Source organism: Saccharothrix variisporea, assembly GCF_003634995.1.
Taxonomy (GTDB): Bacteria; Actinomycetota; Actinomycetes; order Mycobacteriales; family Pseudonocardiaceae; genus Actinosynnema; species Actinosynnema variisporeum.
Genome location: NZ_RBXR01000001.1, coordinates 4,395,353 through 4,419,824 on the forward strand (window position 1 = coordinate 4,395,353; position 24,472 = coordinate 4,419,824).

Annotated in this window: 23 protein-coding genes; 16 read left to right on the top strand and 7 right to left on the bottom strand. The window is 72.7% G+C overall.

Translation table 11 applies throughout. The features are described 5' to 3' along the window. Positions 1-365 precede the first annotated feature (365 nt). Positions 366-944: a Uma2 family endonuclease gene (locus tag DFJ66_RS19480; RefSeq protein WP_121223042.1), complete on the top strand. Its 579-nt coding sequence runs from the start codon at positions 366-368 to the stop codon at positions 942-944. Here the strand turns inward: DFJ66_RS19480 and ychF are convergent. After that, positions 934-2,013 carry a redox-regulated ATPase YchF gene (gene ychF, locus DFJ66_RS19485; RefSeq protein WP_121223045.1) on the bottom strand — a complete coding sequence of 360 codons (1,080 nt, stop codon included), beginning with the start codon at positions 2,011-2,013 and terminating at the stop codon, positions 934-936. The genes DFJ66_RS19480 and ychF overlap by 11 nt on opposite strands. Positions 2,014-2,092: 79 nt before the next feature. On the opposite strand from ychF, the gene DFJ66_RS19490 reads away from it, so the two are divergent. Together DFJ66_RS19490 and DFJ66_RS19495 are read left to right on the top strand one after the other, a co-directional pair. Then, on the top strand, positions 2,093-3,361 hold the full coding sequence (locus tag DFJ66_RS19490; RefSeq protein WP_121231420.1) for a DNA-3-methyladenine glycosylase 2 family protein: 1,269 nt from the start codon (positions 2,093-2,095) through the stop codon (positions 3,359-3,361). Then, complete coding sequence (locus DFJ66_RS19495; protein ID WP_121223047.1) at positions 3,358-3,861, top strand: methylated-DNA--[protein]-cysteine S-methyltransferase; 504 nt, start codon at positions 3,358-3,360, stop codon at positions 3,859-3,861. The genes DFJ66_RS19490 and DFJ66_RS19495 overlap by 4 nt, the downstream gene beginning before the upstream one ends. 40 nt (positions 3,862-3,901) lie before the next feature. Here the strand turns inward: DFJ66_RS19495 and DFJ66_RS19500 are convergent, their stop codons facing one another. Next, the gene (locus DFJ66_RS19500) at positions 3,902-4,234 is read right to left on the bottom strand and encodes a hypothetical protein (protein ID WP_121223049.1); all 333 of its coding nucleotides are present in this window, start codon (positions 4,232-4,234) and stop codon (positions 3,902-3,904) included. A gap of 209 nt (positions 4,235-4,443) precedes the next feature. Between DFJ66_RS19500 and DFJ66_RS19505 the strand changes: the two genes are divergently transcribed. Then, positions 4,444-6,345: an ABC transporter ATP-binding protein gene (locus tag DFJ66_RS19505; protein ID WP_121223051.1), complete on the top strand. Its 1,902-nt coding sequence runs from the start codon at positions 4,444-4,446 to the stop codon at positions 6,343-6,345. Positions 6,346-6,351: 6 nt separating this feature from the next. On the opposite strand, the gene DFJ66_RS19510 is transcribed toward DFJ66_RS19505, so the two are convergent. After that, the gene (locus tag DFJ66_RS19510; RefSeq protein ID WP_121223053.1) at positions 6,352-9,321 is read right to left on the bottom strand and encodes an AAA family ATPase; all 2,970 of its coding nucleotides are present in this window, start codon (positions 9,319-9,321) and stop codon (positions 6,352-6,354) included. Further along, positions 9,318-10,460 (bottom strand): metallophosphoesterase family protein, encoded by a 1,143-nt coding sequence (locus DFJ66_RS19515; protein ID WP_121223056.1) that lies wholly within the window; start codon positions 10,458-10,460, stop codon positions 9,318-9,320. Before DFJ66_RS19515 ends, DFJ66_RS19510 begins: the two co-directional genes overlap by 4 nt. Before the next feature lie 99 nt (positions 10,461-10,559). On the opposite strand from DFJ66_RS19515, the gene DFJ66_RS19520 reads away from it, so the two are divergent. Further along, on the top strand, positions 10,560-11,495 hold the full coding sequence (locus tag DFJ66_RS19520) for a DNA recombination protein RmuC (protein WP_121231422.1): 936 nt from the start codon (positions 10,560-10,562) through the stop codon (positions 11,493-11,495). Positions 11,496-11,534: 39 nt separating this feature from the next. Next, on the top strand, positions 11,535-12,269 hold the full coding sequence (locus DFJ66_RS19525) for a DUF6542 domain-containing protein (protein WP_121223058.1): 735 nt from the start codon (positions 11,535-11,537) through the stop codon (positions 12,267-12,269). A gap of 133 nt (positions 12,270-12,402) precedes the next feature. On the opposite strand, the gene DFJ66_RS19530 is transcribed toward DFJ66_RS19525, so the two are convergent. Then, positions 12,403-13,347, bottom strand: a complete 945-nt coding sequence (locus tag DFJ66_RS19530) for a 4-hydroxy-3-methylbut-2-enyl diphosphate reductase (protein WP_121223060.1) — start codon at positions 13,345-13,347, stop codon at positions 12,403-12,405. 65 nt (positions 13,348-13,412) lie between these two features. On the opposite strand from DFJ66_RS19530, the gene DFJ66_RS19535 reads away from it, so the two are divergent. The 8 genes from DFJ66_RS19535 (at position 13,413) to DFJ66_RS19570 (ending at position 19,510) form a co-directional block, all read left to right on the top strand. After that, positions 13,413-13,937 carry a lipid droplet-associated protein gene (locus DFJ66_RS19535; RefSeq protein ID WP_121223062.1) on the top strand — a complete coding sequence of 175 codons (525 nt, stop codon included), beginning with the start codon at positions 13,413-13,415 and terminating at the stop codon, positions 13,935-13,937. Continuing rightward, positions 13,934-15,199: an exodeoxyribonuclease VII large subunit gene (xseA, locus tag DFJ66_RS19540; protein WP_121223064.1), complete on the top strand. Its 1,266-nt coding sequence runs from the start codon at positions 13,934-13,936 to the stop codon at positions 15,197-15,199. Before DFJ66_RS19535 ends, xseA begins: the two co-directional genes overlap by 4 nt. Next, positions 15,180-15,587 (top strand): sugar ABC transporter substrate-binding protein, encoded by a 408-nt coding sequence (locus DFJ66_RS19545; protein WP_121223066.1) that lies wholly within the window; start codon positions 15,180-15,182, stop codon positions 15,585-15,587. The genes xseA and DFJ66_RS19545 overlap by 20 nt, the downstream gene beginning before the upstream one ends. Further along, positions 15,584-15,796, top strand: coding sequence for an exodeoxyribonuclease VII small subunit (locus DFJ66_RS19550; RefSeq protein ID WP_121223068.1), 213 nt, complete (start codon positions 15,584-15,586; stop codon positions 15,794-15,796). The genes DFJ66_RS19545 and DFJ66_RS19550 overlap by 4 nt, the downstream gene beginning before the upstream one ends. 178 nt (positions 15,797-15,974) lie before the next feature. Continuing rightward, positions 15,975-17,030, top strand: a complete 1,056-nt coding sequence (glpX, locus tag DFJ66_RS19555; RefSeq protein WP_121223071.1) for a class II fructose-bisphosphatase — start codon at positions 15,975-15,977, stop codon at positions 17,028-17,030. A gap of 439 nt (positions 17,031-17,469) precedes the next feature. After that, complete coding sequence (locus tag DFJ66_RS19560; RefSeq protein WP_121223073.1) at positions 17,470-18,237, top strand: S1 family peptidase; 768 nt, start codon at positions 17,470-17,472, stop codon at positions 18,235-18,237. A gap of 138 nt (positions 18,238-18,375) precedes the next feature. Then, positions 18,376-19,023: a L,D-transpeptidase gene (locus DFJ66_RS19565; protein ID WP_121223075.1), complete on the top strand. Its 648-nt coding sequence runs from the start codon at positions 18,376-18,378 to the stop codon at positions 19,021-19,023. Positions 19,024-19,078: 55 nt separating this feature from the next. Then, positions 19,079-19,510, top strand: a complete 432-nt coding sequence (locus DFJ66_RS19570; protein ID WP_121223077.1) for a L,D-transpeptidase — start codon at positions 19,079-19,081, stop codon at positions 19,508-19,510. A 16-nt stretch (positions 19,511-19,526) separates the two neighbouring features. On the opposite strand, the gene DFJ66_RS19575 is transcribed toward DFJ66_RS19570, so the two are convergent. After that, a complete protein-coding gene (locus DFJ66_RS19575; RefSeq protein WP_121223079.1) occupies positions 19,527-20,498 on the bottom strand; it encodes an NAD(P)/FAD-dependent oxidoreductase in 972 nt (323 codons plus the stop codon). 64 nt (positions 20,499-20,562) lie between these two features. Between DFJ66_RS19575 and DFJ66_RS19580 the strand changes: the two genes are divergently transcribed. Then, positions 20,563-21,954, top strand: a complete 1,392-nt coding sequence (locus tag DFJ66_RS19580; RefSeq protein WP_121223081.1) for a class II fumarate hydratase — start codon at positions 20,563-20,565, stop codon at positions 21,952-21,954. 52 nt (positions 21,955-22,006) lie between these two features. On the opposite strand, the gene DFJ66_RS19585 is transcribed toward DFJ66_RS19580, so the two are convergent. After that, positions 22,007-23,017 (bottom strand): DMT family transporter, encoded by a 1,011-nt coding sequence (locus DFJ66_RS19585; protein WP_170199544.1) that lies wholly within the window; start codon positions 23,015-23,017, stop codon positions 22,007-22,009. A gap of 47 nt (positions 23,018-23,064) precedes the next feature. On the opposite strand from DFJ66_RS19585, the gene pdxR reads away from it, so the two are divergent. After that, a complete protein-coding gene (gene pdxR / locus DFJ66_RS19590) occupies positions 23,065-24,438 on the top strand; it encodes a MocR-like pyridoxine biosynthesis transcription factor PdxR (RefSeq protein ID WP_121223083.1) in 1,374 nt (457 codons plus the stop codon). The last annotated feature ends 34 nt before the right edge of the window (positions 24,439-24,472 follow it).

Below are 24,472 nucleotides of genomic sequence, written 5' to 3' on the forward strand. Positions count from 1 at the left end.
ACCTCCACCACGATCGTGTGAATTGCACGACTGTCGGGCCACGAAACCGGGTACCCGTACGTCTGGACGAGTGGGAGATCTACGCAAGGGGATTCGTATGACCGCCGACATCGTCGTGTTCACCGTCGCCGCGCTGGGCATGCTGGCCACGGCAGGTGGCGTTTTCGCACTCGCCCGCCACAGCCGCAACCAAGTGCGGTGACCGGAGTCGGGTTCGGACAGTACCCGACAGCGGCTTCAGGGCTCGCACCCTCCGGGGGCGGGCCCTGATCTCGTAGGTCCGCAACCGCTCGCTGAGGAGCCCGAGGACGTCGAGCCCCGCTGGTCAGTGGCTCGCCCGACGGCTGGTCACTACTCTTGGTGCTATGACCGCACCGCCGGAGTGGATGCGCCCGCCGCGCCCCGAAGGCTGGTTCGCGGAGGACTTGGACCGCCTCCCCGAGGCGCCTCGCCACACCGAGCTGATCGACGGAGCCCTCGTTTTCAGGATGTCGCCCCAGCGGGTGTGGCACGCCCGTGTCGTCACGGCTCTCACCACGGCCCTCACCGGCCAAGCTCCGGAGGGCGTGGAGGTGGACCGCGAGGTCACCATCCGACTGGACGCCCGCAACCGCCCGGAACCCGACATCCTCGTCAACACAGCGCCGGTGGACTTCAAGCGCACCTGGTTCGCACCCGAGGACGTGCTGCTCGCCGTCGAGGTGACCTCACCGGAGTCCGAACACCGCGACCGGACCGTCAAGCTGCGCAAGTACGCGGAGGCCGGTGTGCGGCACTACTGGCTGGTCGAGGAAGAGGACGACCGACCAGTCGCCCACGTCTACGAGCTGGACGAGCCGACCAGGACCTACGTCCCGGCCGGCATCTTCCGCGGCACGCTCGCACTGAGGGTGCCGTTCCCGATCACGATCGACCTCGACAGCCTGCTCCGCACTACACGTTGAAGCGGAACTCCACGACGTCGCCGTCGGCCATCACGTAGTCCTTGCCCTCCATGCGGACCTTGCCCGCCGCCTTCGCCGCCGCCATCGAGCCGGCCGCGACCAGGTCGTCGAAGGAGACCACCTCGGCCTTGATGAAGCCGCGCTCGAAGTCCGTGTGGATGACGCCCGCCGCCTGGGGCGCGGTCGCGCCCTGGGGGATGGTCCACGCCCGGGACTCCTTCGGGCCGGCCGTCAGGTAGGTCTGCAGGCCCAGGGTGTGGAAGCCGGCGCGGGCCAGGGCGTGCAGGCCCGGTTCGTGCTGGCCGATGGACTCCAGCAGCTCGCGCGCGGACTCCTCGTCCAGTTCCAGCAGCTCCGCCTCGACCTTGGCGTCCAGGAACACCGCGTCCGCCGGGGCGACCAGCTCGCGCAGCTCCTTCAGCCGGGCCTCGTCCGTCAGCACGCCCTCGTCGGCGTTGAACACGTAGAGGAACGGCTTGGTGGTCAGCAGGCTCAGCTCGCGCAGCAGGTCGCCGTCCACCTCGCCCTGCGCGGAGAACAGCGTCCGGCCGGAGTCGAGGATCGCGCGGGCCTTCAGGGCCGCGTCCAGGGCCGGGCGGCGGTCCTTGACGGTCCGGGCCTCCTTCTCCAGCCTCGGCACGGCCTTCTCCAGGGTCTGGAGGTCCGCGAGGATCAGCTCGGTGTTGATCGTCTCGATGTCGGCCGCCGGGTCCACGCGACCGTCGACGTGCACCACGTCGTCGTCGGCGAACACGCGGATGACCTGGCAGATCGCGTTGGCCTCGCGGATGTTGGCGAGGAACTTGTTGCCCAGGCCGGCGCCTTCGGACGCGCCCTTGACGATGCCCGCGATGTCGACGAACGACACCACGGCGGGCACCTCGCGCTCCGAGCCGAAGATCTCCGCCAGCTTGCCGAGGCGGGCGTCCGGCAACGGCACCACGCCGACGTTGGGCTCGATGGTCGCGAACGGGTAGTTCGCCGCGAGCACGTCGTTGCGCGTGAGGGCGTTGAACAGGGTGGACTTGCCGACGTTGGGCAGGCCGACGATACCGAGGGTCAAACTCACGGGGGGTGAGTCTACGCGGTGGGACGCCGTGTCCGATTCCCGCGAGACCCCTGGTGCCGGCGGTGGCACAGTGGCGGTCATGTTGGTCGACGCCGAACGTGCCTACCGGGCGGTCGCCGCCCGTGACGCCCGGTTCGACGGGTGCTTCATCCTGGCGGTCCGCACCACCCGGATCTACTGCCGCCCGTCGTGCCCGGCGGTCACGCCCAAGCAGCGCAACGCCGAGTTCTACCCGACCGCCGCCGCCGCGCAGTCGGCCGGCTACCGGGCGTGCCGGCGGTGCCTGCCGGACGCCGTCCCGGGGTCCCCGGAGTGGAACCTGCGGGCCGACCTCGCCGCTCGGGCCATGCGGCTGATCGCGGACGGGGTCGTCGAGCGGGACGGCGTGCCGGGCCTGGCCGCGCGGCTGGGGTACTCGGAGCGCCACCTGACCCGCGTGCTGACCGCCGAACTGGGGGCCGGTCCGCTGGCGCTGGCGCGGGCGCACCGGGCGCACTCGGCGCGGCTGCTGATCGAGACGACGGACCTGTCGTTCACCGACATCGCGTTCGCGGCCGGGTTCGCGAGCGTGCGGCAGTTCAACGACACCATCCGGGCCGTGTTCGCGGCGACGCCGTCGGAGATGCGGTCCAAGCGCAAGGTCGTCGGCACGGCGGGGCGGATCACGCTGCGCCTGCCCTACCGGCCGCCGTTCGACGCGGCGGGGCTGTTGGCGCAGTTCCGCGCGTCGGCGATCCCGGGCGTGGAGCACGTCACGGACACCTCGTACGCGCGGTCGCTGCGGCTGCCGCACGGGCAGGCGACGGTGCTGCTGGAGCCCGCCGACGGGTACGTGTCGTGCTCGCTGCGGCTGGCCGACCTGCGCGACCTGGGCAGCGCGGTGTCGCGCGTGCGCCGCCTGCTCGACCTGGACGCCGACCCGCAGGCGGTGGACGAGTTCCTCGGCGGGGACCCGGTGCTGCGCCCCCTGGTGACGGCCCACCCCGGGGTGCGGCTGCCGGGCAGCGTGGACGGGGCCGAGACCCTGCTGCGGGCGCTGGGGCACGTGTCCCCCGGCGAGCCGCTGGACATCCCGGACGGGCCGGTGACCCACCTGTACCCGGCGCCCGCCGACGTCGACTCGCCCGTCGCGGCGGCGTTGGCGTCCGGCGCGCTGGTGGTGGACGTCGGCCGCGACGCCGACGAACTGGAAGCCGAGCTGGCCGCGTTCCCGGGCGTGGGTCCCGAGATCGCCCGGTACGTCGTGATGCGCGTGCTCGGCGCGCCCGACATCCCTTTGACCACGGACAACACGGCGTGGCGACCCTGGCGGTCCTACGCCGAGATGCACCTCAGGAGGACCGCGTGACCACCGCTTTCTCGTCCACTGTGGACACCCCGATCGGCCCGTTCACCGCCGTGGTGGCGGGGGACGGCGCGGTGCTGGCCAGCGGGTGGACCGACTCCCTGGACGACCTGCTCCCCCAGGTCTCCCCGACCCTGCGCCCCACGACCGTCACCGCCCGCCGCGACCTCGGCGACGTGACCCGGGCCGTGCGCGACTACCACGGCGGCGACCTGGCGGCGATCGACGACATCCCGGTGCGGCAGCGGTCCGGCGAGTTCCGCGAACAGGCGTGGGCGGCCCTGCGCACGGTGCCGGCGGGCAAGCCCGTGAGCTACGCCGACTACGCCCTGCTGACGGGCCGCCCCTCTGCCGTCCGCGCGGCGGCGTCGGCGTGCGCCCGCAACGCGGCAACCCTGTTCGTCCCGTGCCACCGCGTGGTCCGGACCGGCGGCGCGATCGGCAACTTCCGCTGGGGCGTGGACGTCAAGCGCTGGCTGCTGGCCCACGAGGACCGCTCGTGACGAGCCGTTTCTCGGCGGCCCGGTCCGGCCCCGGCACGCATCAGCGCCTTCCGTACGCCCAGAGCGCCTTGACGAGGGAGAGCGCGCACAACGCGGAGAAGATCACAACGAATGGGTGGACAACCTCGGCGGTCAGCACGACCAGCAACACCAGCAACACCAGCGGAATACCGACAGAACGGGCGACGACACCGTTCCGCCGCTTGCGGGCTACCGCCTCCCGGTCTTTCAGGTAAGCCTCGAAGACCTTTTCGCGGTTCGGCGACGGGGCCTCCAGGTTGATCGTGACATCGTCGCCCACCTGCCCGAACTGGGCCACCGGTCCGTTGACGATCCCCGAGATCTCGTTCTTGACTTCACCCAGGTCCCCCATGCGACAACGGTAATCACACCACTCGCGACACCACATCCACCCATCGGCGCAATTCGCGGAAAACATTCCGCCGCAATTTTGCGGGCATTTGAACGGCAACCGACCAGGCTACCGCCCGGGTACGACACTTTCCCGCTCGCAGCAGCGCTACCTGCGGCTTTGAGCGAAACCGGTGGCATCGGACCGCACACAGGCGTTACCTGGACAGCATGACCTCCGTGCTGATCGGGGTGGAGAACATCTCCACGCCCAAGTGGGCCAAGGTGGGGCGCAAGGCCGCGACGGTCAGCCTCGGCAAGGCGTTGCGCAGCCTGCCCGAGGCGATCGGGGTGGTCCTCCGGCTGGCCTGGCGGACCTCACCCGGCCTGACCGTCGCCGCCGGGGTCGTGCACGTGGTCAGCGGGTGCGTGACCGCGTTCGGGCTGCTGGCCACGGCGGACGTGTTCGCCGCGCTCCTGCGGGACGGGCCCACCCCGCAGCGGGTCGCCGAGTCGTTGCCGGCGCTGGCCGTCGTGGTGGGTTCCTACGCCGCGCGCGCCCTGCTGGACACCGCCGTCGCGGCCGTGGAGAGCTCGCTGCGGCCCAGGGTGTCGCGGGCGGCGAACGACGAGGTCACGGCCGTGCTGGTGCGGGCCGAGCTGCTGGCGTTCGAGGACGCCGACTTCCGCGAACTGGCCCGCCAGGGCGGTCGGCACGGGGTGCGCGGCCTGGAGAGCAGCCTGCGCTACCTGGCCGACCTGGTGTCGTCGTGCATCACGATGATCGCCGCGATCGTCACCGTCGGCCTGCTGCACCCGTGGCTGGCCCCCGCCCTGCTCCTGGCCGCCCTGGCGAACGCGTGGGCCTCGGCGCGGGTGTCGAAGCTGCGGTACGAGCACTTCCTGGACTCCGTCACCCGCAACATCCGCAAGGGCGTGGTCGAGGAGGTCGCCACCGACCGGGACTTCGCCCTCGAACGGCACGCCCTCACCCTCCAGGAGCGCCTCCTCGCCGAGCACCGGCGCATCGCGGACTCCCTGATGGGCGACGAGATCCGCATGGCGCACAAGACGAACCTGGTCCGCCTCACCGGCCGGGCGCTGGCCGGTCTCGGCACCGGGTTCGCGTACGCGGTGCTCGGCGTCCTGCTCTACTCGGGCGGCATGGAACTGGCGCTCGCCGGCACGGCGCTGCTGGCGATGCGGACCGGCTTCTCGTCGCTGTCCACCACGACCCGCGCGGTGAACGCGATCTACGAGGACTCCTTCTACATCGACTTCTACCGCAAGCTGCTCGTCGAGGGCGCGGAGCGGGCGCAGGGCTCGTCGCCGACGAAGGCCCCGCCGGACCCGGAGCTGATCACCCTCGACCACGTCACCTTCCGCTACCCCGGCAAGGACACCCCCGCGCTGGACGACGTGAGCCTCACCGTCCGCCGCGGCGAGGTCGTCGCCCTGGTGGGCGAGAACGGCTCCGGCAAGACCACCCTCGGCAAGGTGCTGACCGGCCTGTACCCGGTGGACGGGGGCACGGTCCGGTGGGACGGCGTGGACCTGGCCGAGGCCGACAAGACGTCGGTCCACTCGTCCATCGCGGTCATCGCGCAGGACCCGGCGCAGTGGCCGATGACCGCCCGCCGCAACGTGACCGTCGGCCGCCTGGACCGCGACGACGACCAGGCCTGGCAGGACGCGGTGGAGCGCTCGGGCGCGGACGAGGTCCTGGCCACCCTGCCCTCCGGCGCGGACACCGTGCTGTCCCGCCAGTTCAACGACGGCCAGGACCTGTCCGGCGGCCAGTGGCAACGCATGGGCATCGCCCGCGGCATGTACCGCGACGCGTCGGTCCTGGTGGCCGACGAACCCACCGCCGCCCTGGACGCCAAGGCCGAGGCCCGGGTGTTCGAGGGCTTGCGCGAAGCGGCGGCGAGACGCACGACGATCCTGGTCACCCACCGCCTGGCCAACATCCGCAACGCCGACCGGATCGTGCTCCTGGACAAGGGCAAGATCGTCGAGCAGGGCACCCACGAGGAACTGATGGCCCTGCGCGGCCACTACCACGAGCTGTTCGAGCTCCAGGCCGCCGCCTACCGGGGCGACCTGCTGTCCCCCACCGACGAAGCCGCCTGACCGGCGTCAGGCCACGACCTCCAGGGAGGACCCGGCGCGGGACTTGCGCACCCGCAGCCGGGTCGGGATGCGTTGCCGCAGCTCCTCGACGTGCGACACCAGCCCGACCACGCGCCCGCCGGCCCGCAGCTCGTCCAACACCGTCATCACCAGCTCGAGCGTGTCGGCGTCCAGCGTGCCGAAGCCCTCGTCGATGAACAGCGTGTCCAGCACCGCGCCGGCCGCGACCACGTCGGACAGCCCCAGCGCCAACGCCAACGAAGCCAGGAAGGACTCGCCACCGGACAACGTCTTGGTCGGCCGCTGCCGACCCGAGTAGTCGTCCAGCACGTCCAACCCCAACCCGCCACGCGTCCCGCGCGGGCCGGCCTCCACGGAGTGCACGAACCGGTACCGCCCCTGGCTCATGCGCTCGAGCCGGGCGCTCGCGGCGACCGCCACCTCCTCCAACCGGGCGGCCAGCACGTAGGTCCGCAGGGTCATCTTCTTCGCGTTCTGGCCCTGCCCGTTGATCACATCGGTCAGCGCCGCCAGTTCCGCGTACTCGGCCTCCACCGGCTCCAGCTCGACCCACGCGGCGGCCAACCGCTCGGCCAACGCCTCGGCGCGCCGAGCGTCCCGGCGAGCGGCGGACAGGACGGACGCGGCCTGTTCGGCCGAGGCGGTCGCGGCGCGGAAGGCCTGCTCGGCGGCGGCCAGGTCGACCTCGACGTCGGGGTCCACATCGGACAGTTCGGCCAGCACGGACTCGGCGGTGACCTTCGCGTCCTCGACCTTCCGGATCCGGGTCTCCAGGGCCTCCACCGCGTCCTCGCCCCGGACCGCGGCCACGGCGTCGGCGACGTCGGCGAACCCCGCCTCGGCGGCCAGCCGGGACACCTCGACGCGCTGCTCGGCCAGGCGTTCCGCGCACTCCGCGACGGCGGTGCGGCGGTCGGCGAGGCCGGCCAGGGCGTCGGCCAGGTCGAGCAGGTGGGCGCGGCGGGCGGTGACGTCGGGGAAGTCGCCGCGGGCGTCCTCCAGGCGGTCGGCGCGTTCCCGGACCACCTCGGACAGCTCGACGTGCCGGGTGGTCAGCTCGGCGACCTCGCGCTCCAGCGCGGTCCGCTCGACGGTCGCGGCCTCGACCTTGCGCTCCAGCTCGGCCAACGCGCGAGCACGCGGTTCCCGTTGCGCGGCAACGCTTTTCACCGCCCGGTGCTCGGCCAGCAGTTCTTCCGGGTCCTGGTCGCCGACCACCTCCCGCAGCGCCACGAGCCGGTTCTCCGCGTCCTGCAACGCCTTCTCGGCGGCGGCCCGGCGGTCGGCGGCGGCCTGCTCGGTGTCGGCGGCACGGTCCTCGTCGGCCCCGGTGACCGCGTTGAGCATCGGTTCGGCGGGGGCCGGGTGGTCCTTGGAGCCGCACACCGGGCACGCGTGGCCGGCGCGCAGGGCGGTGGCGAGCTCGACGGCCATGCCGTCCAGGCGCTGCTTGCGGACCTGGAGCAGGACGTCCCGCGCCCGCTGGTGGGCGTCCACCGCGACCCGACGGGCGTCGTCGGCCGTCCGCACCGCGAGTTCGGCCGCCGGGATCTCCCGCGCCGCCACGGCCTTCGCCGCCACCGCGTCGAGCCGGGCAGCGGCCAGCGCGGCTTCCTCCGCCTCGGCGCGGGCGACGGCGAGCCGGTCGGGCACCTCGGCCAGCGCCACGACCAGCTTGTCCAGCCTCTCGGCCGCGGTCGCGGCGCGCTTCTCCAGTTCGCCGAGCCGCCGCCGGTCCTCCCGCTGCCGCCGGGCTTCCTCGGCCAACAAGGTCAGCCCGCCGGCCTCCTCGCGGAACCGCTCCCCCTCCGCTCTCAGCTCCGCGGCGGCGGTTTTGTCGGTCCCCTCTGGGACAATGGAACCGGGGGCCGGAGGCCGCGCCCCCGAACCGGGAGCCACCGGCGGCGCCCAGACGCCCGCGTACCCCAGGTCGGCGAGCGCGCGAGCCGCGGCGGCCTCCTGGGCCTCCGCGGACGCCAGAGCGCGCTCCAGCCGCTCGGCAGCCACGCGGGCCGGCACCACGACCGACGCCCGCCGCGCCGCGTCCCGCTCCCGCACCCACGCCACCCGGTGCGGTTCGATCTCGGAGCACCGCGCCAACGCGTCCCGGGCCCCGCGCACCCGCGACACCCGCCCGGCCAGCTCGTCCGCCGCACGCCACTCGGCCTCGGCAGCCGCACGCGCCGCAGCCGTCTCCGCCGCCCGCGCCGCGGCCTCGCGCTCGGCCTCCGCCAGCCGCTTCACCAGGGAGCTGAGCCACTCGGGGTCGCCGCCGTCCTCCGGCACGTCCTCCCGCGCGACCTCCGCCACCCGCTGCACCAGGTCCCGGTTGGCCAGCCGCAACCGCTCCAGCTCGCGCCCGCGCGCCACCCGCCGGTCCCGGAACCAGCGCTCCACGTCCACGAACCGCTCGGTCCCGAACAGCCGCTCCAGCAGCTTCTCCCGCTCGGCCGTCTCCGCGCGCAGGAACTTCGCGAACTCGCCCTGCGGCAGCAGCACGACCTGGAAGAACTGCTCGGCGGTCATCCCGAGCAGGCTCTCCACCTCGCGCGCCACCTCGTCCACGCGGCTGTGGCCCTCGCCCTCCCAGCCGCTGATCCAGGTCAGCGACGCCTTCGCGTGCTGCCGGGTGAACCCGTCGCCGCGCTTCTTCGGCCGGTCGTACTCGGGGCTGCGCACCACCCGGAACCGCCGCCCGCGCACGGTCAGCTCCAGCGCCACCTCGGTCACCGTGTCGCGGTCGGCGTAGTCGCACCGCAAGCGCTTGGCCTCGTTGCGCGCGCCCGGGACCCGGCCGAACAGGGCGAACGCCACCGCGTCCAGCAACGTCGTCTTGCCCGCGCCGGTGTCACCGTGCAGGAGGAACAGCCCGTCCGCGCCCAGCAGGTCGAAGTCGACCTCCTCGCGGCCCGCGTAGGGGCCGAACGCGGTGACCTCCAGCCGGTGCAGCTTCACGACGCCTCCTCGCGCGCCGCCGCGGCGATCGCCTCCCGCAGCAGCAGCAGTTCCCGCTCGTTCGGCGGCTCGCCCCGCACGTCCTCCAGGAAGCAGCAGCCGATCTCCTCGTCGCTGCGCCCCCGCACCCGCTCGGCGAACCGCAGCTCGTCGACCCGGCCGTCCGCCGGCCGCCACTCGACGTGCACCGCGTGCGGGAACCGGGTCTGCAACCGGCGCAACGAGTCCAGCGGCCGGACCCGGTCGGTCAGCACGGCGGACACGAAGTGGTCCTCGACCGGCGCGTGACCGGGGTCGGACAGCAGGTCCTCCAGCTCGCCGGTCAGCGTGGACAGCCGCCGCGGCACCGGCAGCGCCCGCCGCTCCACACCGCCCAGGCCCGAGCCGTCGACCTCCACCAGCCACACCGACTTGACCTGCTGGGTCTCCGAGAACGAGTACGCCAGCGGGCTGCCCGAGTACCTCAGGCCCTCCGCCAGGGTCTGCTGGCCGTGCAGGTGCCCCAGGGCCACGTAGTCCACGCCGGCGAACACCCCGGCCGGCACGTCCTGCACCCCGCCGACCGCGATGGTCCGCTCCGACTCGCACGGCTCGCCACCGGTCACGAACGCGTGCGCCAGAACCACCGACCGCGTGCCCGCGCGTCCCGCGAGGTCCTCCCGGACCCGGCGCATCGCCTCGGTCAGCACGGCCTCGTGGCCCTTGCCCTCCACGCCCAGCGCGTGCCGCGCGGTCTCCGGCTCCAGGAACGGGATCCCGTACACGGCGACCGGGCCGTGCGCGTCGGCGAACAGCACCGGCTCGTGCAGGTCGGCGACCCGGGTCCGCAGGTGCAGCCCACCGGCCGCGGCGAACCCGCCGAACAGGCCCAGGCGCGCGGCCGAGTCGTGGTTGCCGGGCGTGACGACGACCTGCGCGCCGGCCGCGCGGACGCGTTCCAGCACGCGCGTGCACACGGCGATCGCCTCGGCGTTGGGAACGGCCCGGTCGAACAGGTCGCCCGCGACCAGCACCACGTCCACCCGCTCGTCGGAGACGAGGTCGGCCAGCCCGCCCAGCACCGCTTCCTGCTCGGCGAGCAGGTCGCGGCCGTGGAACGTCCGTCCCACGTGCCAGTCGGACGTGTGCAGCAACCGCATGGCGGCCCACGCTAGGGGCGGGCGCCGGCCGGTCCCGGTAACCGACTCGGCGTGTCGCTCGAACGTGTGATCGGGTGCACGTGCGCGATGATCGGACCCATGACAGCGGTCCTCACGACGGCGGCGGTGGTGGTCGCGCTCCTGCTCGCCGGGGCGCTCGTGTTCGTGTGGCGGCTCTACCAGGACGGCATCCGGCGCACCGACGCCGCGCTGGCCGCCGTGCAGCGGGAACGGGAGCGGGGTGACGCCACCTACCTGGCCCTCCAGCGCTACGAGGTGGCGTTCTCGTCCGTGAGCGGGCGCGGTGAGCTGGGCGAACGGGTGCTGGTGGAGACGGCTCGCGCGCTGGGGCTGCGGGAGGGCGTGCACTTCCGGCTCCAGGTGGACGTGGCCGGCGGCGGGTCGGTGCGGCCGGACCTCGTGCTGGAGGTCGGCGGCGGGCGGCAGGTGCCGGTGGACGCGAAGATGAGCATGGCCACGTGGGCGGAGGCGGTGGAGACCGACGACCCCACCGAGCGGGCCGACGCGCTGCGCGTGCACGTGCGCAACATCCGGGCGCGGGCCGCGGAGCTGGCGGGCAAGGGCTACCAGCGGTGGGCGGACGCGATCTACGGGACGGTCATGTTCGTGCCCAACGACGGTGCCGTGGTGGCGGCCCTGGACACCGACCCGGAGCTGCTGCGGTGGCTGCTGGACCGGCGGGTGTTCCTGTGCGGGCCGACCGGGTTCGCCGTCATCGCCTCGGCGGCGCTGTTCGCGGTGACCGACCGGGCGCTGGCCGACGACGTCGAGCAGGTGCGCGCGCAGGCGTCGTCCGCGCACCGGGCGGCGGACGCGGCCATCGACGCGGTCAACCTGTCCAGCACGCACCTGCAGCGGTTCCTGTCCGCGCGGCGGCGGGAGCTGGACGCGCTGGAGGGCTTCCGGGCGGCGGTCGAGCCGCTGACCGCGGCGTCGTCGTCGCCGAAGCCGGTGTCGTTCGTGCGCAGGTCCGAAGAGGGCGTCAGTGCACCCTTGGAGGCCCGGGAGGCGTAATAGAGTGTGTTGGCACTGCGAGCCGAACGAGGAGTGGGCGTGACCGCTGCAACGCGCGAGCCGGAGGACGAGGAGCTGGACCCCGTCCGCTGGAACGACCGCGCCATGTTCGGCTCCTTCCGCGGTCTGCCCTGGTGGGCGGCGGTGCTCATCACGTTCGTGCTGGCCATCGTCGGTACTTACATCGACGTGACGACGTCGACCGCGAAGACCGTGGGCTGGGTGTTCGCCATCACGTTCTTCGTCGGTGCCGTGGGTGCCGTGGTGTTCGTGGAGCGGCGGTCGATGTTCGGGCCGGTCGTGCAGCCGCCGCTGGTGCTGGCGATCGTGGTGCCGCTGATCGTGGTGTTCACGTCGGGCCTGCCGTCGGGCGGGCTGGCGACGGCGGGCCTGTCGCTGGGCAAGCCGTTGATCGACGGTTTCCCGGCGATGGCGATCACCACGCTGTGCACGGTCCTGATCGGCATCCTGCGCGTGACCACGCAGAAGGACCCGAACCGCCTCACCAAGGACGAGAAGCGCGAACTGAAGCGCCGCGGCCCGGCTCCCGACGACGACCGCCCGCGCCGCAAGCCCGCTGCCGCGGACGACGACCGGCCCCGCCGCAAGCCCGCTCCTCCTGCCGACGAGCCCCGCCCCAAGCGCCCGCGCCCGTCCGGCGAAGGCCGTCCTGCCGAGGGCCGCCCCGCCGGCGATCGTCCCCGCCGCCCTCGGGACCCGGCCAAGGGCGACCGCCCGGCCCAGCGCAAGCCCCGCCCCCGCACCGACGGCTGATCCACGGCCGCCACCACCGGACGCGCTCCACACCGCCGTCACCAGCGGAAACGCTCTCCCGACGCGATTGTGGCGCGGCCTCCGGCCCCCGCGTCCATGATCTCACGGGGGTACGACAGTTCGGCTCAGGTCGTCAGCGGACCATGTCCTTGCGGAGTTCGCGGGGCAGGGCGAAGGCGATCTTCTCGTTCGCCGTGGTGATCTCCTCGACCTCGCCGTACCCGTGGCCGGCCAGGAACTCGAGCAGCTCCATCACCAGGATGTCCGGCACGGACGCGCCGCTGGTCACGCCGACCGTGGTCACGCCCTCCAGCCACGCCGGGTCGACCTCGGAGGCGTAGTCCACCAGGTACGACGCCTTGGCACCCGCCTGCAACGCGACCTCGACCAGCCGCACGGAGTTGGACGAGTTCTTCGACCCGACGACCAGCACCAGCTCGCACTGCGGGGCCATCGTCTTCACGGCCGTCTGCCGGTTCGAAGTCGCGTAGCAGATGTCGTCGGACGGCGGTTCCTGCAGGTCCGGGAAGCGCTCCTTGAGCTGCCGCACGCGCACCATCGTCTCGTCCACCGACAGCGTGGTCTGGGACAGCCACACCACCTTGGACGGGTCGCGCACGGTCACCTTCGCCACGTCCTCGGCCGTGTCCACGAGCTGGATGTGGTCGGGCGCCTCGCCGGACGTGCCCTCGACCTCCTCGTGGCCCTCGTGGCCGATCAGGAGGATGTCGTAGTCCTCGCGCGCGAAGCGCTTGGCCTCGTTGTGGACCTTGGTCACCAGCGGGCAGGTGGCGTCGATGGTCTTCAGGCCCCGCTCCGCCGCCTGGGCGTGCACCATCGGCGACACGCCGTGCGCGGAGAACACCACCAGAGCGCCCTCGGGCACCTGGTCGGTCTCGTCGACGAAGATCGCGCCGCGCTTGGACAGCGTCTCCACGACGTGCTTGTTGTGGACGATCTCCTTGCGCACGTACACCGGAGCGCCGTACTGCTCCAGCGCCTTCTCGACGGTGACGACCGCGCGGTCCACGCCGGCGCAGTAACCGCGCGGCTTGGCCAGGAGCACTCGCTTGTCCATGCCGTCTAGGGTACGGGCGCGTCCGAGCTAGGCATCCTCAGGGAGACTGCGGCAGGCTAGGCGGCATGAAGCCACTGCCGCTGCCGGTCCGCCTCGCCGCGGGACTGGCGGTCACCGCCGTCGAGCAGGCCCGGAAGCTACCGCAGCAGCTCGCGGGGCTCCCGGTGACCGTGGTCAGCGAGGCGCTCCAGCTGTCCATGCGGGTCCAGCAGACGGTGACGGAACTCGCAATCAAGGGTGACGACGCCCTGGCCGTGCTGCGGCCGGTCGAGGACGAGCCCGAGTGGGCCACGTTCGACGAGGACGAGGAAGTCGACGAGCCGGAGGACGAGCCGGCCGAGGAGCCCGCGCACGACCCGTGGGAGGCCGAGGAGCAGGCGCTGGCCGCCGAGCCCCCGGCCGCGCTGCCCAACTACGACGAGCTGACCCTGCCCCAGCTGCGCGCCCGCCTGCGCGCGCTGTCCGCCGAGGACCTGCGGCAGCTGCTGGAGCACGAGCGGACGCACGCGGGCCGCCCGGAGTTCACCGGCATGCTCACCCGCCGCATCGCCAACCTGGAGACCCAACAGCCGACCGAAGCGCAGCAGTGACCGACGAGAAGTCCACACCGGAGAACCCCTGGCCGGTCCGCACGGTCGCGCGCAAGATCTTCGACTGGATCAACCGCCTCGGTGACGTGTGGGTGGAGGGCCAGGTCACGCAGCTGTCCGCCCGCCCCGGCACGGCGACGGCGTTCCTGACCCTGCGCGACCCGAGCGTCGACATGTCGATGACGCTCACCGCACCCGTCGGCATGGTCCGCGAGCTGCAACTGGCCGAGGGCAGCCGGGTCGTCGTGCACGGCAAGCCGAACTACTTCCCCAACCGGGGCACGCTGAGCCTTCGCGTGGACGAGATCCGGCAGGTCGGCATCGGCGAGCTGCTGGCCCGCATCGAGCGGTTGAAGAAGCTGCTGGCCGCCGAGGGCCTGTTCGACCCGCGCCGCAAGCGCCGCCCGCCGTTCCTGCCGAACAAGATCGGGCTCATCACCGGTCGCGCGTCGGCCGCCGAGCGGGACGTGCTGACCAACGCCCGCGCCCGCTGGCCCGCCGCCCGGTTCCGGGTGGTCAACGTGGCCGTGCAGGGCCCGATGGCGGTGCCGCAGATCCTCACCGCGCTGACCACGCTGGACCGCGACCCCGAGGTGGACGTCATCGTGCTGGCGCGCGGCGGCGGCAGCGTCGAGGACCTGCTGCCGTTCTCCGACGAGGCCCTGTGCCGGGCGGTGTCCCAGGCCCGCACGCCGGTCCTGTCGGCCATCGGACACGAGCCGGACACCCCGCTGGTGGACCACGTGGCCGACGTGCGCTGCTCCACGCCGACCGACGCCGGCAAGCGGGTCGTGCCCGATGTGGCGGAGGAAACGGAGAGAGTTCGTCAACTCCGCGACCGCAGCCGCCGAGCGCTGCACGGCTGGGTGGACCGCGAGCGCAAGCTGCTGGCCGCACTACGCACCCGACCTGCGCTTTCCGACCCGTACGGGCCACTGGACCGGCGTGCGCAGGACGTCGAGCAGTGGCGCGAGCGGGGCCGCCGGGCCATGCGGAACAGACTCGATTCAGAAACATCGGGCCTGATCGCGACCACTGCCCGCTTGACGACCCTCGGACCTGCCGCCACGCTGGCGCGTGGGTACGCCGTGGTGCAGCTCGTCACGCCCGACGGGGTGGACGGTGTGGTCCGTTCGACAGCGGACGCCCCGGTCGGTGCCCACCTCAGGGTTCGGGTGGCAGACGGGGCCGTGCACGCGGTCGTCACCGACGGCGGCGGAAGTGGTCAGGAAGGAGGCGGAGGTGCCCAACCCGGCACGTGAGCCCACGTTCCTGCCCTTGACGATGGCCGCCGCGGGGGAGGCGGAGGACGAGGGCGCGCGCACCGTGCGCGACCACGCCGAGGCAGCGGACCGCGCGGCGGCGGACTGCTGGCTGTCCCTGGTCGCGGGGTGCACGTCGGGCGGTCAGACGCTGATCAGCCGGCTGCACGACCTGTCCGAGGCGACCTCCTCCTACGCGGGGATGCGCTGGTGGCTCTCGCACGGCTCGGTGCACCGCCGGCGGGTCGTGGAGGCCGAGCACCGCATCGACGACGCCGTGCGGGAAGGTGACGGAGCGGAGTTCGCCGAGGCGTTCGTCGGCTACGACCAGGCGGTGGCCACCGTCGTGGTGCACGTCCAGAACCGATTGGGGAAGTTGTCGTCTTGACCGACGAGATTGGCTACGAGCAGGCCCGCGACGAGCTGGTCGAAGTCGTGAAGAGGCTGGAGCAGGGCGGTCTGTCGCTGGAGGAGTCGCTGGCCCTGTGGGAGCGCGGCGAGGCCCTCGCGAAGACCTGTGAACGGCAGTTGGCGGGCGCCCGCGAGAGGATCGATCAAGCACTCGCTGTGACGGAGGAGGACGTGGCCGACGCCTGACAGCGTTGGATTGCGCCGCCTCCGGCGTCGCGGGTGAGGCCGCAGGAGGGTCGGTCCGTCGTGGCGCGTGCGGCGACGATCGAAGGACGTGATCGCCACCGCACGCGCCACGACAAACCGACGCGGCCTCACCCGTGCGAGGATTGGCCTACCGGCCGGTACCCGCAGGAGGAGCGTCATGGTGTCCAGCAGCAGCCCGTCCGAGCGTCGTCGCGAGGCCCCCGACCGGAACCTCGCGCTCGAACTCGTCCGGGTGACCGAGGCGGCGGCGATGGCCGCCGGGCGCTGGGTGGGGCGCGGCGACAAGAACGGCGGCGACGGCGCGGCGGTCGACGCCATGCGCAAGCTCATCGGCACGGTGTCCATGCGCGGCGTGGTCGTGATCGGCGAGGGCGAGAAGGACGAGGCGCCCATGCTGTTCAACGGCGAGGAGGTCGGCAACGGCGACGGCCCCGACTGCGACGTGGCGGTGGACCCGATCGACGGCACCACCCTGATGTCCAAGGGCATGCCCAACGCCCTGGCGGTCCTGGCGGTGGCCGAGCGCGGCGCGATGTTCGACCCGTCCGCGGTCTTCTACATGGAGAAGCTGGCGGTCGGCCCGGAGGCGGCGGACGTCATCGACATCACCGTCCCCATCGCCGAGAACATCCGCCGGGTGGCGAAGGCCAAGCACAGCGACGTCCACGACGTGACGGTCTGCATCCTCGACCGCCCGCGCCACGAGTCCCTGGTCCAGGAGGTCCGGGCGGCCGGCGCCCGCATCCACTTCATCTCGGACGGCGACGTCGCGGGCGCCATCTCGGCGGCCCGGCCCAACACCGGCATCGACCTGCTGGTCGGCATCGGCGGAACCCCCGAGGGCATCATCGCGGCAGCGGCCCTGAAGTGCATGGGCGGCGCCATCCAGGGCCGCCTGTGGCCGAAGGACGACGACGAGCGCCAGAAGGCGCTGGACGCGGGCCACGACCTGGACCGCGTGCTGACCACCAACGACCTGGTGCGCGGCGACAACGTCTTCTTCTGCGCCACCGGCGTGACCGACGGCGACTTGGTGCGCGGCGTCCACTACCGAGCGGGCGGCTGCACGACCCAGTCCATCGTGATGCGCTCGAAGTCCGGCACGGTCCGCATGATCGACGGCTTCCACCGCCTGACCAAGCTCCGCGAGTACTCCTCCGTCGACTTCGACCCCACCCCCACCGACGAGCCGGTACTGCCCCCGCTGCCGTAACGGCACCCGCCCGCCGCAGGCGCTGCTTTTCACCTCGGCTGCCAGCCACGGGAAGGGCCTCGGTTTCTTCCCCCCGTACGGCCTGGGCGCAGCCCAACCGCGCTTGGCCCGTTTCCGCAACCAGCTTTACCGGTTGCGGAAACGGGCCAAGGGTGGTTGCCTCCGGCAGGCCGTACGGGGGGAAGAAACCGACGCCCTTCCCACCCCCGGGGGCCTGCCCAGCGGCGAGCGTCCGCTTTTCGCTTTTCGCTTTTGGCTTTGATCTTGAGAGCTCAGCGATCCCCGAAAGCTCAAGACGTTCGGTAACCGGACACTCACGTCCCGCTGTCAACGGTCAACGGGCTGTTACCGGCCGAACGTATGTAGTGAGCACCACCCCTCCCTCCCTAGCGTCCGATCCGTGCCCCGGCATCCCTGCGCCGGGCACGGAGAGGAAGAGATGAAGGTTCGTACCCTGTTCACCGCTTTCGCGGTTGCGATCGGGGCGGCGTTCGCGGCGGCGGGCGGGGCGGCGGCGGCCCCGTCCGACGACGGCGAGCTGACCCCGTACATCGTGGGCGGTGGGAACGCCACTCAGGTCTACTCGTTCATGGTGTCCCTGCAGAGCACCACGGGCAGCCACTTCTGCGGCGGCTCGTTGATCAAGGCGAACTGGGTCGTGACGGCCAAGCACTGCGTCCAGGGCCGTTCCGCCTCGTCCATCCGGACCCGCATCGGCTCGACGAACCGCACCAGTGGCGGCTCGGTCGCGTCGGGCGCCCAGATCGTCACCCACCCGAGCTACGACATCGCGTTGCTGCGCCTGTCCACGAGCGTGAGCCAGGCGCCGATCGCGGTGGCGGCGTCCTCGGGTGCGGTCGGCACGGCCACCCGCATCATCGGCTGGGGCCAGACCTGCGCCCCGCGCGGGTGCGGCGGCGCGCCGATCACCCTGCAGGAGCTCAACACGTCGATCGTGTCCGACAGCAGCTGCCAGGGCATCTACGGCTCCTACGAGATCTGCACGAACAACCCCAACGGCAACTCGGGCGCCTGCTACGGCGACTCGGGCGGCCCGCAGATCAAGTCGGTGAACGGCGTGTGGCAGCTCATCGGCGCCACCAGCCGCGCGGGCAACAGCAGCTCCACCTGCGCGACCGGTCCGTCGATCTACATGGACGTCCCGGCGTTCCGCTCCTGGATCAGCCAGTACGCGGGCTCGGTGTAAGTCCGCTCGGCACGACCGGGGAGGGCCGTCCCGCCGCGCGCGGGGCGGCCCTTCCCGTTTCGTTACACAACGCGTGGCAACGCGCCGGCGTCAAAGGGCGTCTCCAGGGCAGAACAGCAACACACCTGGGGGTGCGCGATGCGCAAGGCAGCACTGGTGGGAATCGCTTTCCTGGTCACCGCGACGGCGGCGTGCGGGACGGGTCAACCGACCGCTTCGGGGCCGTCGTCCACATCGGACCACTCGTCGTCGTCGGTCGCGGCACCGTCGTCGTCGGTCGCGGCATCGTCGTCCTCGGTCACGGCGCCGTCCTCCTCCGCCCCGGCGCAGACGTCGTCGGTCGAGCCGACCCCGTCGGCCGCGCCGGAGCCGACGGCGCAGAAGACCCCGACCCCGCAGCCCGCGCCGCCGCCCCCGGCGGTCCCGGTCGAGGGCACGCCGTGCGACATCACCGAAGGCGCGTGCGTCCGGCTGTCCACCAACGAGTCCTGGCTGATCAGCGGCGGCAAGGTGGAGTACGGGCCGGTCCCGATCACCGCCGGCCGGCCGAGCGACCCGACGCCCACCGGCTACTTCTCCGTGCTGTACAAGGTGCAGAACGAGCGCAGCCGCGAGTTCAACGACGCCCCGATGCCGTACACGACCTACTTCGCCCCCGGTGGCATCGGGTTCCACGAGGGCAGCCTGTACGACCAGTCGCACGGCTGCATCCACCTGTCCATGGACGCCGCCATCACGTACTTCAACTCACTCGAACAGGGTGAACAGGTCCAGGTCGTCGCCTGACGGGTTGAACCGACCCTCACCCGGGGTAGCCGAGTGGGTGAGGGAGTGATTCGCGATGAAGAAGCTCGGCACCTTGGCTGCCGCGCTGGCCATGACCTTCACGACCGGCCTCGCGGCACCCGCCAACGCCTCGACCGGCACGCCCTGCGACATCCAGGACGGGGCGTGCCTGCGACTCTCGACCAACGAGGCGTGGCTGATCTACCAGGGCAACATGAGCTACGGCCCCGTCCCGGTGACCCACGGTCGTCCGGGCTACGAGACGCCCACCGGCACGTTCTCCGTGCTGCGCAAGGTGAAGGACGACTGGAGCGTCCCGTACAACGCGCCGATGCCCTACTCGGTCTACTTCACCCAGTCGGGTATCGCGTTCCACGAGGGCAGCCTGACCGACCAGTCGCACGGCTGCGTGCACCTCGGCCACGACGCCGCGGTGACGTTCTTCGACAACCTGCTCATCGGCGAGCAGGTGCAGGTCGTGCCGTAACGCCTCGACCTACGCCTCAACTCGCGTTGCTGGAGTGCCCCGGGAACAGGTGCGCGTCGGGGTTGAGCGCGACGGCGATGTTGTTGACCGCCGTCGCCGCCTCCCCGAAGCCGGTGGCGATCAGCTTCACCTTCCCGGGGTACTGGGCGACGTCCCCCGCCGCGTAGACGCGGTCCCGCGCGGTGCGCATGGTGGTGTCCACGACGATCGCCCGGTGGTCCAGTTCGACGCCCCACGACTCGATCGGGCCCAGGTCGGCGGTGAACCCGAGCGCGGCCACGACGGCCTGCGCGGGCAGCACCTTGCGGTCGCCGCCCTTGAGCCCCAGCTCCACCTCGGCCACCCGGTCGTCGCCGCGCAGTGCGAGCACCTCGGCGTCGGTGATGATCTCCACGCCGAGGTCGCGGACCTGCCGCACGGTCGGCGGGTGGGCGCGGAAGGTGGACCGGCGGTGCACCAGCGTCACGCTCTTCGCGATGGGGTGCAGCGCCAGCGCCCAGTCGAACGCCGAGTCACCGCCGCCGACCACGACGACGTCCTGTCCGGTGTGGACGTTCAGCGTCGGCACGAAGTGCACCACGCCCCGGCCCAGCCACCCGTCGCCGGCGGGCAGCGGACGCGGCTTGAACTCGCCGATCCCGGCGGTGATCAGCACGGCCTTCGCGCGCACGACGCCACCATCGGCGAGCCCGACCTCGAGCCCGTCGTCCACAGTGGACAGCGTGCGGGCCTGGCGGCCGAGCAGGTAGGTCGGGTGCCACTGGTCGGCCTGGGCGACCAGGGCGGTGACCAGCTCGCGCCCGCGCACGGCGGGGAACCCGGCCACGTCGAAGATCATCTTCTCCGGGTACATCGCGGTGATCTGACCGCCCGCCTCCGGCAGGGAGTCGACCAGCGCCACGGACAGGTCTCGGAAACCCGCGTAGTAGGCCGCGAACAGTCCGGTGGGGCCGGCTCCGACGACGAGCAGGTCGACCTCTAGCTCCATGACTCGACCATAGGTGGTGCAGGCCACTCTGCCCAGTAAGGCAAGCCGGTCCAAACTCGGTGGTATGGCTGAACAGGAGTACCGCGTCGAGCACGACACCATGGGCGAGGTCCGGGTGCCCGCGGACGCGCTGTGGCGGGCGCAGACGCAGCGCGCGGTGGAGAACTTCCCGATCTCGGGCCGGGGGCTGGAACGGGCGCAGATCCGGGCGCTGGGCCTGCTCAAGGCCGCCGCCGCGCGGGTGAACGAGCGGCTGGGCGTGCTGCCCGCCGACGTGGCGCGGGCGATCGCGTCCGCCGCCGACGAGGTGGCCGAGGGCGCGCACGACGCGCACTTCCCGGTGGACGTCTTCCAGACCGGCTCCGGCACGTCGTCGAACATGAACGCCAACGAGGTCATCGCGACCCTGGCGACCCGCGCGCTGGGCCGGGACGTGCACCCGAACGACCACGTCAACGCCTCGCAGTCGTCCAACGACACCTTCCCGACGACGCTGCGGGTGGCTGCGACGGAGGCGGTGGCGACCGACGTCATCCCGGCCCTGGAGCACCTCGCGCAGACCCTGGAGGCCAAGGCCGCCGAGTGGTCCGGCCTGGTGAAGTCCGGCCGCACGCACCTCATGGACGCCGTCCCGGTGACCCTGGGCCAGGAGGCGGGCGCGTGGGCCGCGCAGGTCCGCTACGGCGTCGAACGGCTCACCGCGAGCCTGCCCCGACTGGCGGAACTGCCCATCGGCGGCACGGCCGTCGGCAGCGGTCTGAACGCACCCGAGGGCTTCGGCGCGGCGGTCTCGGCGGAACTGGCGGAGGTCACGGGCCTGCCCCTGACCGAGGCCCGCGACCACTTCGAGGCGCAGGCCACGCAGGACGGCGTCGTGGAGGCCTCGGGCCAGCTGCGCGCGACCGCCGTGAGCCTGTTCAAGATCGCCAACGACCTGCGCTGGCTGGGTTCGGGACCCCGAACCGGGCTGGGCGAGCTGGCCCTGCCCGACCTCCAGCCGGGGTCCTCGATCATGCCCGGCAAGGTCAACCCGGTGATCCCGGAGGCGACGATGATGGTCGTCGCCCAGGTCATCGGCAACGACGCGGCGGTGGCCTTCGCGGGCGCGCAGGGCAACTTCCAGCTCAACGTCATGCTCCCCGTGATCGCCCGCAACGTCCTGGAGTCGGCGCGGCTGCTCGCGGCGGTGGCGCGCTTGCTGGCCGACAAGGTCCTGGCGGGGACGGAACCGCAGGCCGACCGGATGCGCGAGTACGCCGAGTCCTCCCCGTCCATCGTGACCCCGCTCAACCGGTACCTGGGGTACGAGGAGGCGGCGTCGATCGCCAAGCAGTCGCTGAAGGAGCGCAAGACGATCCGCGAGGTGGTCCTGGAACGCGGCCACGTCCCCGGCAAGCTCACGGAGGCCCAGCTGGACGAGGCCCTCGACGTCCTCCGCATGGCCAACGGCGGCTGAGCGCGCGAGGGGAGGGCGACGCCACACGGCACACCCTCCCCTCAGCGCTTCCTCAGCTCCGCACGGCCGCGATGTCGGCCCCCTCTGGCAGGCTGGAGATCGGGGGCTGCTCAGTCAGGCTCGCCGCACCGCCAGGCTCCGCCGCACCGCCAGGCTCCGCCGCACCGGCAGGCTCCGCCGCACCGGCAGGCTCCGCCGCCCCCGGATCGGGCCCGCTCCGCCGCAGCCCGATCACGCACCCGGCCGCCACCGCCAGCGCCCCCGCCAGCCCCACCACGGTCAACTCCTGCGCCCCCAACACCACCGACGCCACCAGCCCCGCCACCGGCATCAACCCGATCAACACGCCGGCCCGGTCCGCGCTCAACTGCGCCACGGCGAAGTACCACAGCCCGAACGCCACCGCCGTCACCACGACCGCCAGCACCCCCAGCGCCACCCCCTCGCGCGGGGTCGGCACCTGCCACCCGCCGACGAACGTCCCCAGCACCGCTCCCGCCCCGGCCGCGAGGAAGCAGCACCAGGTGGCCACCGCGACCCCTCCCAGCCGCCGCACCACCCCCACCGCGAACAGCGTGAACGCCGCTTCCCCCAGCATCGTCAGCACCGCCAGCACCAACCCGGGCCCGTGCCACGACCCGCCCCCGGACAGCACGACCACCCCGGTCACCACGAACACGGCGCCCACGACCGTCCCGAGGGCCGGCCGCCGACCCGCCACCAGCGGCGCGACCAGCGCCAGCACCAACGGGCTCGCGCCCAGGACGGCCGCCACGAACCCCGGCTCGGCGTACCGCTGCGCGTAGAGCACGCAGGCGTTGAACCCGAGCATCCCGAACCCCACCAGCGCGGCCAGCGCGAGCCAGTCCCCCCGCCGCGGCACGGGCAGCCGCCCGCCACGCGCCAGCGTCCACCCGAGCAGCACGAGCCCGCCCAGCGCGTACCGCATCGCCTGCCCGGTCAGCAGCGGGTACCCCTGGAGCATCCCGGTCACGGGCACCGACGCCCCCACGATCAGCGATCCCGACACCCCGGACGCGATTCCGGCCCTCACACGGTTCATGCGTGGAACCTTCACCCGAAGGTGGTCCACGTTTAAGCTCCACTTCGATGGCCGCCAACTGGACCACTTTTCGCGAGCTGCTGCTCCCCGGCGGACTCACCGGCCGCCGCGCCGTGGAGTCCGAGCTGCGCCGCGCCGTCCGCGAGGGCCGGCTCAAGCCCGGCACCCGCCTGCCGTCCAGCCGCGACCTGGCCGACCAGCTCGGCGTCGCCCGCGGCACGGTGACCTCCGCCTACACGCAGCTCATCGGCGAGGGCTACCTGGAGGCCAAGCGGGGCTCGGGCACGACCGTGACCGCCGCCTGCGACTGGCCCAACACCTTCCCCGCCACCACCGACCAGTCCCGCCCGTGGCGCTACGACCTGCGCCCCGGCCTCCCGGCGCTGAGCGCGTTCCCCCGCGACGGGTGGCTCCAGGCGACCAGGACCGCACTGACCGCCCTCACCGCCGACGACCTCGGCTACCCCGACCCGGCCGGTTTCGCCCCGCTGCGCAAGGAGCTCGCCGACTACCTCGGCCGCGTCCGCGCCGTCGCCGCGCACCCGTCGGACGTCGTGGTGGTCAGCGGCGCCGCCCAGGGCATCTCGCTGCTCGGCCGGGTCCTGCGCGCGACCGGGCACACCAGCGTCGCCATCGAGGAGCCCAGCCACTACGGCGCGGCCGACATGCTCCGCTCGCACGGCCTCACCCTCCACCGGATCCCCGTGGACGACAAGGGAATCCGGGTCGATGCTCTGTCCACAGCAGACACACGAGCCGTCCTCGTCACCGCCGCCCACCAGTTCCCGCTCGGCGTCGTCCTGCACCCCGACCGCCGCCGCGCCCTGCTCGACTGGGCCCGCGAGCGCGACGCCGTGGTCATCGAGGACGACTACGACGCCGAGCACCGCTACGACCGCCCCGCCACCGGCGCGATGCAGGCGCTCGACCCCGGCCACGTCGCCTACCAGGGCAGCACCAGCAAGGTCCTGGCCCCCGCGCTGCGCCTGGGCTGGCTCGTCCTACCGCCGGGCCTGCGCGAGGCGGTCGTCGAGCGCAAGCGCCTGGACGACCTCGGCAGCGGCACCCTGCACCAGGCCGCGCTCGCCCAGCTCCTGCGCAGCGGCGGCTACGACCGCCACCTGCGCCGCACCCGCCAGCTCTACCGGGCCCGCCGGGACGCGCTGCTGGACGAGGTGACCCGCGTCCGGCCCGACTGGACCCCCATCGGCGTCGCCGCCGGCCTGCACGTCGTCCTCCGCCTGCCCGACGGCACCGACGACCGCGACCTGTCCGCCCGCCTGGCCCGCGCGGGCATCAACGCGCCGCCGCTGTCGGACTACGCGCACGAGCCGACGTTCCCCGGGCTGGTCCTGGGCTACGCGGCCACCACGCCGGACCGGCTGCGGCGGGCGGTGCAGGAGATGGGTGAGTTGTGTTAGACGCTCGCGAAGTTTCGCGCCGGTTCCTCGCGTG

Coding starts and splice junctions, on each gene's coding strand:
- DFJ66_RS19480 (WP_121223042.1), top strand. CDS start 366: ATGACCGCACCGCCGGAGTGGATGCGCCCGCCGCGCCCCGAAGGCTGG.
- DFJ66_RS19490 (WP_121231420.1), top strand. CDS start 2,093: ATGTTGGTCGACGCCGAACGTGCCTACCGGGCGGTCGCCGCCCGTGAC.
- DFJ66_RS19500 (WP_121223049.1), bottom strand. CDS start 4,234: ATGGGGGACCTGGGTGAAGTCAAGAACGAGATCTCGGGGATCGTCAAC.
- DFJ66_RS19505 (WP_121223051.1), top strand. CDS start 4,444: ATGACCTCCGTGCTGATCGGGGTGGAGAACATCTCCACGCCCAAGTGG.
- DFJ66_RS19515 (WP_121223056.1), bottom strand. CDS start 10,460: ATGCGGTTGCTGCACACGTCCGACTGGCACGTGGGACGGACGTTCCAC.
- DFJ66_RS19520 (WP_121231422.1), top strand. CDS start 10,560: ATGACAGCGGTCCTCACGACGGCGGCGGTGGTGGTCGCGCTCCTGCTC.
- DFJ66_RS19530 (WP_121223060.1), bottom strand. CDS start 13,347: ATGGACAAGCGAGTGCTCCTGGCCAAGCCGCGCGGTTACTGCGCCGGC.
- DFJ66_RS19535 (WP_121223062.1), top strand. CDS start 13,413: ATGAAGCCACTGCCGCTGCCGGTCCGCCTCGCCGCGGGACTGGCGGTC.
- glpX (WP_121223071.1), top strand. CDS start 15,975: ATGGTGTCCAGCAGCAGCCCGTCCGAGCGTCGTCGCGAGGCCCCCGAC.
- DFJ66_RS19560 (WP_121223073.1), top strand. CDS start 17,470: ATGAAGGTTCGTACCCTGTTCACCGCTTTCGCGGTTGCGATCGGGGCG.
- DFJ66_RS19565 (WP_121223075.1), top strand. CDS start 18,376: ATGCGCAAGGCAGCACTGGTGGGAATCGCTTTCCTGGTCACCGCGACG.
- DFJ66_RS19570 (WP_121223077.1), top strand. CDS start 19,079: ATGAAGAAGCTCGGCACCTTGGCTGCCGCGCTGGCCATGACCTTCACG.
- DFJ66_RS19575 (WP_121223079.1), bottom strand. CDS start 20,498: ATGGAGCTAGAGGTCGACCTGCTCGTCGTCGGAGCCGGCCCCACCGGA.
- DFJ66_RS19580 (WP_121223081.1), top strand. CDS start 20,563: ATGGCTGAACAGGAGTACCGCGTCGAGCACGACACCATGGGCGAGGTC.
- DFJ66_RS19585 (WP_170199544.1), bottom strand. CDS start 23,017: ATGAACCGTGTGAGGGCCGGAATCGCGTCCGGGGTGTCGGGATCGCTG.
- pdxR (WP_121223083.1), top strand. CDS start 23,065: ATGGCCGCCAACTGGACCACTTTTCGCGAGCTGCTGCTCCCCGGCGGA.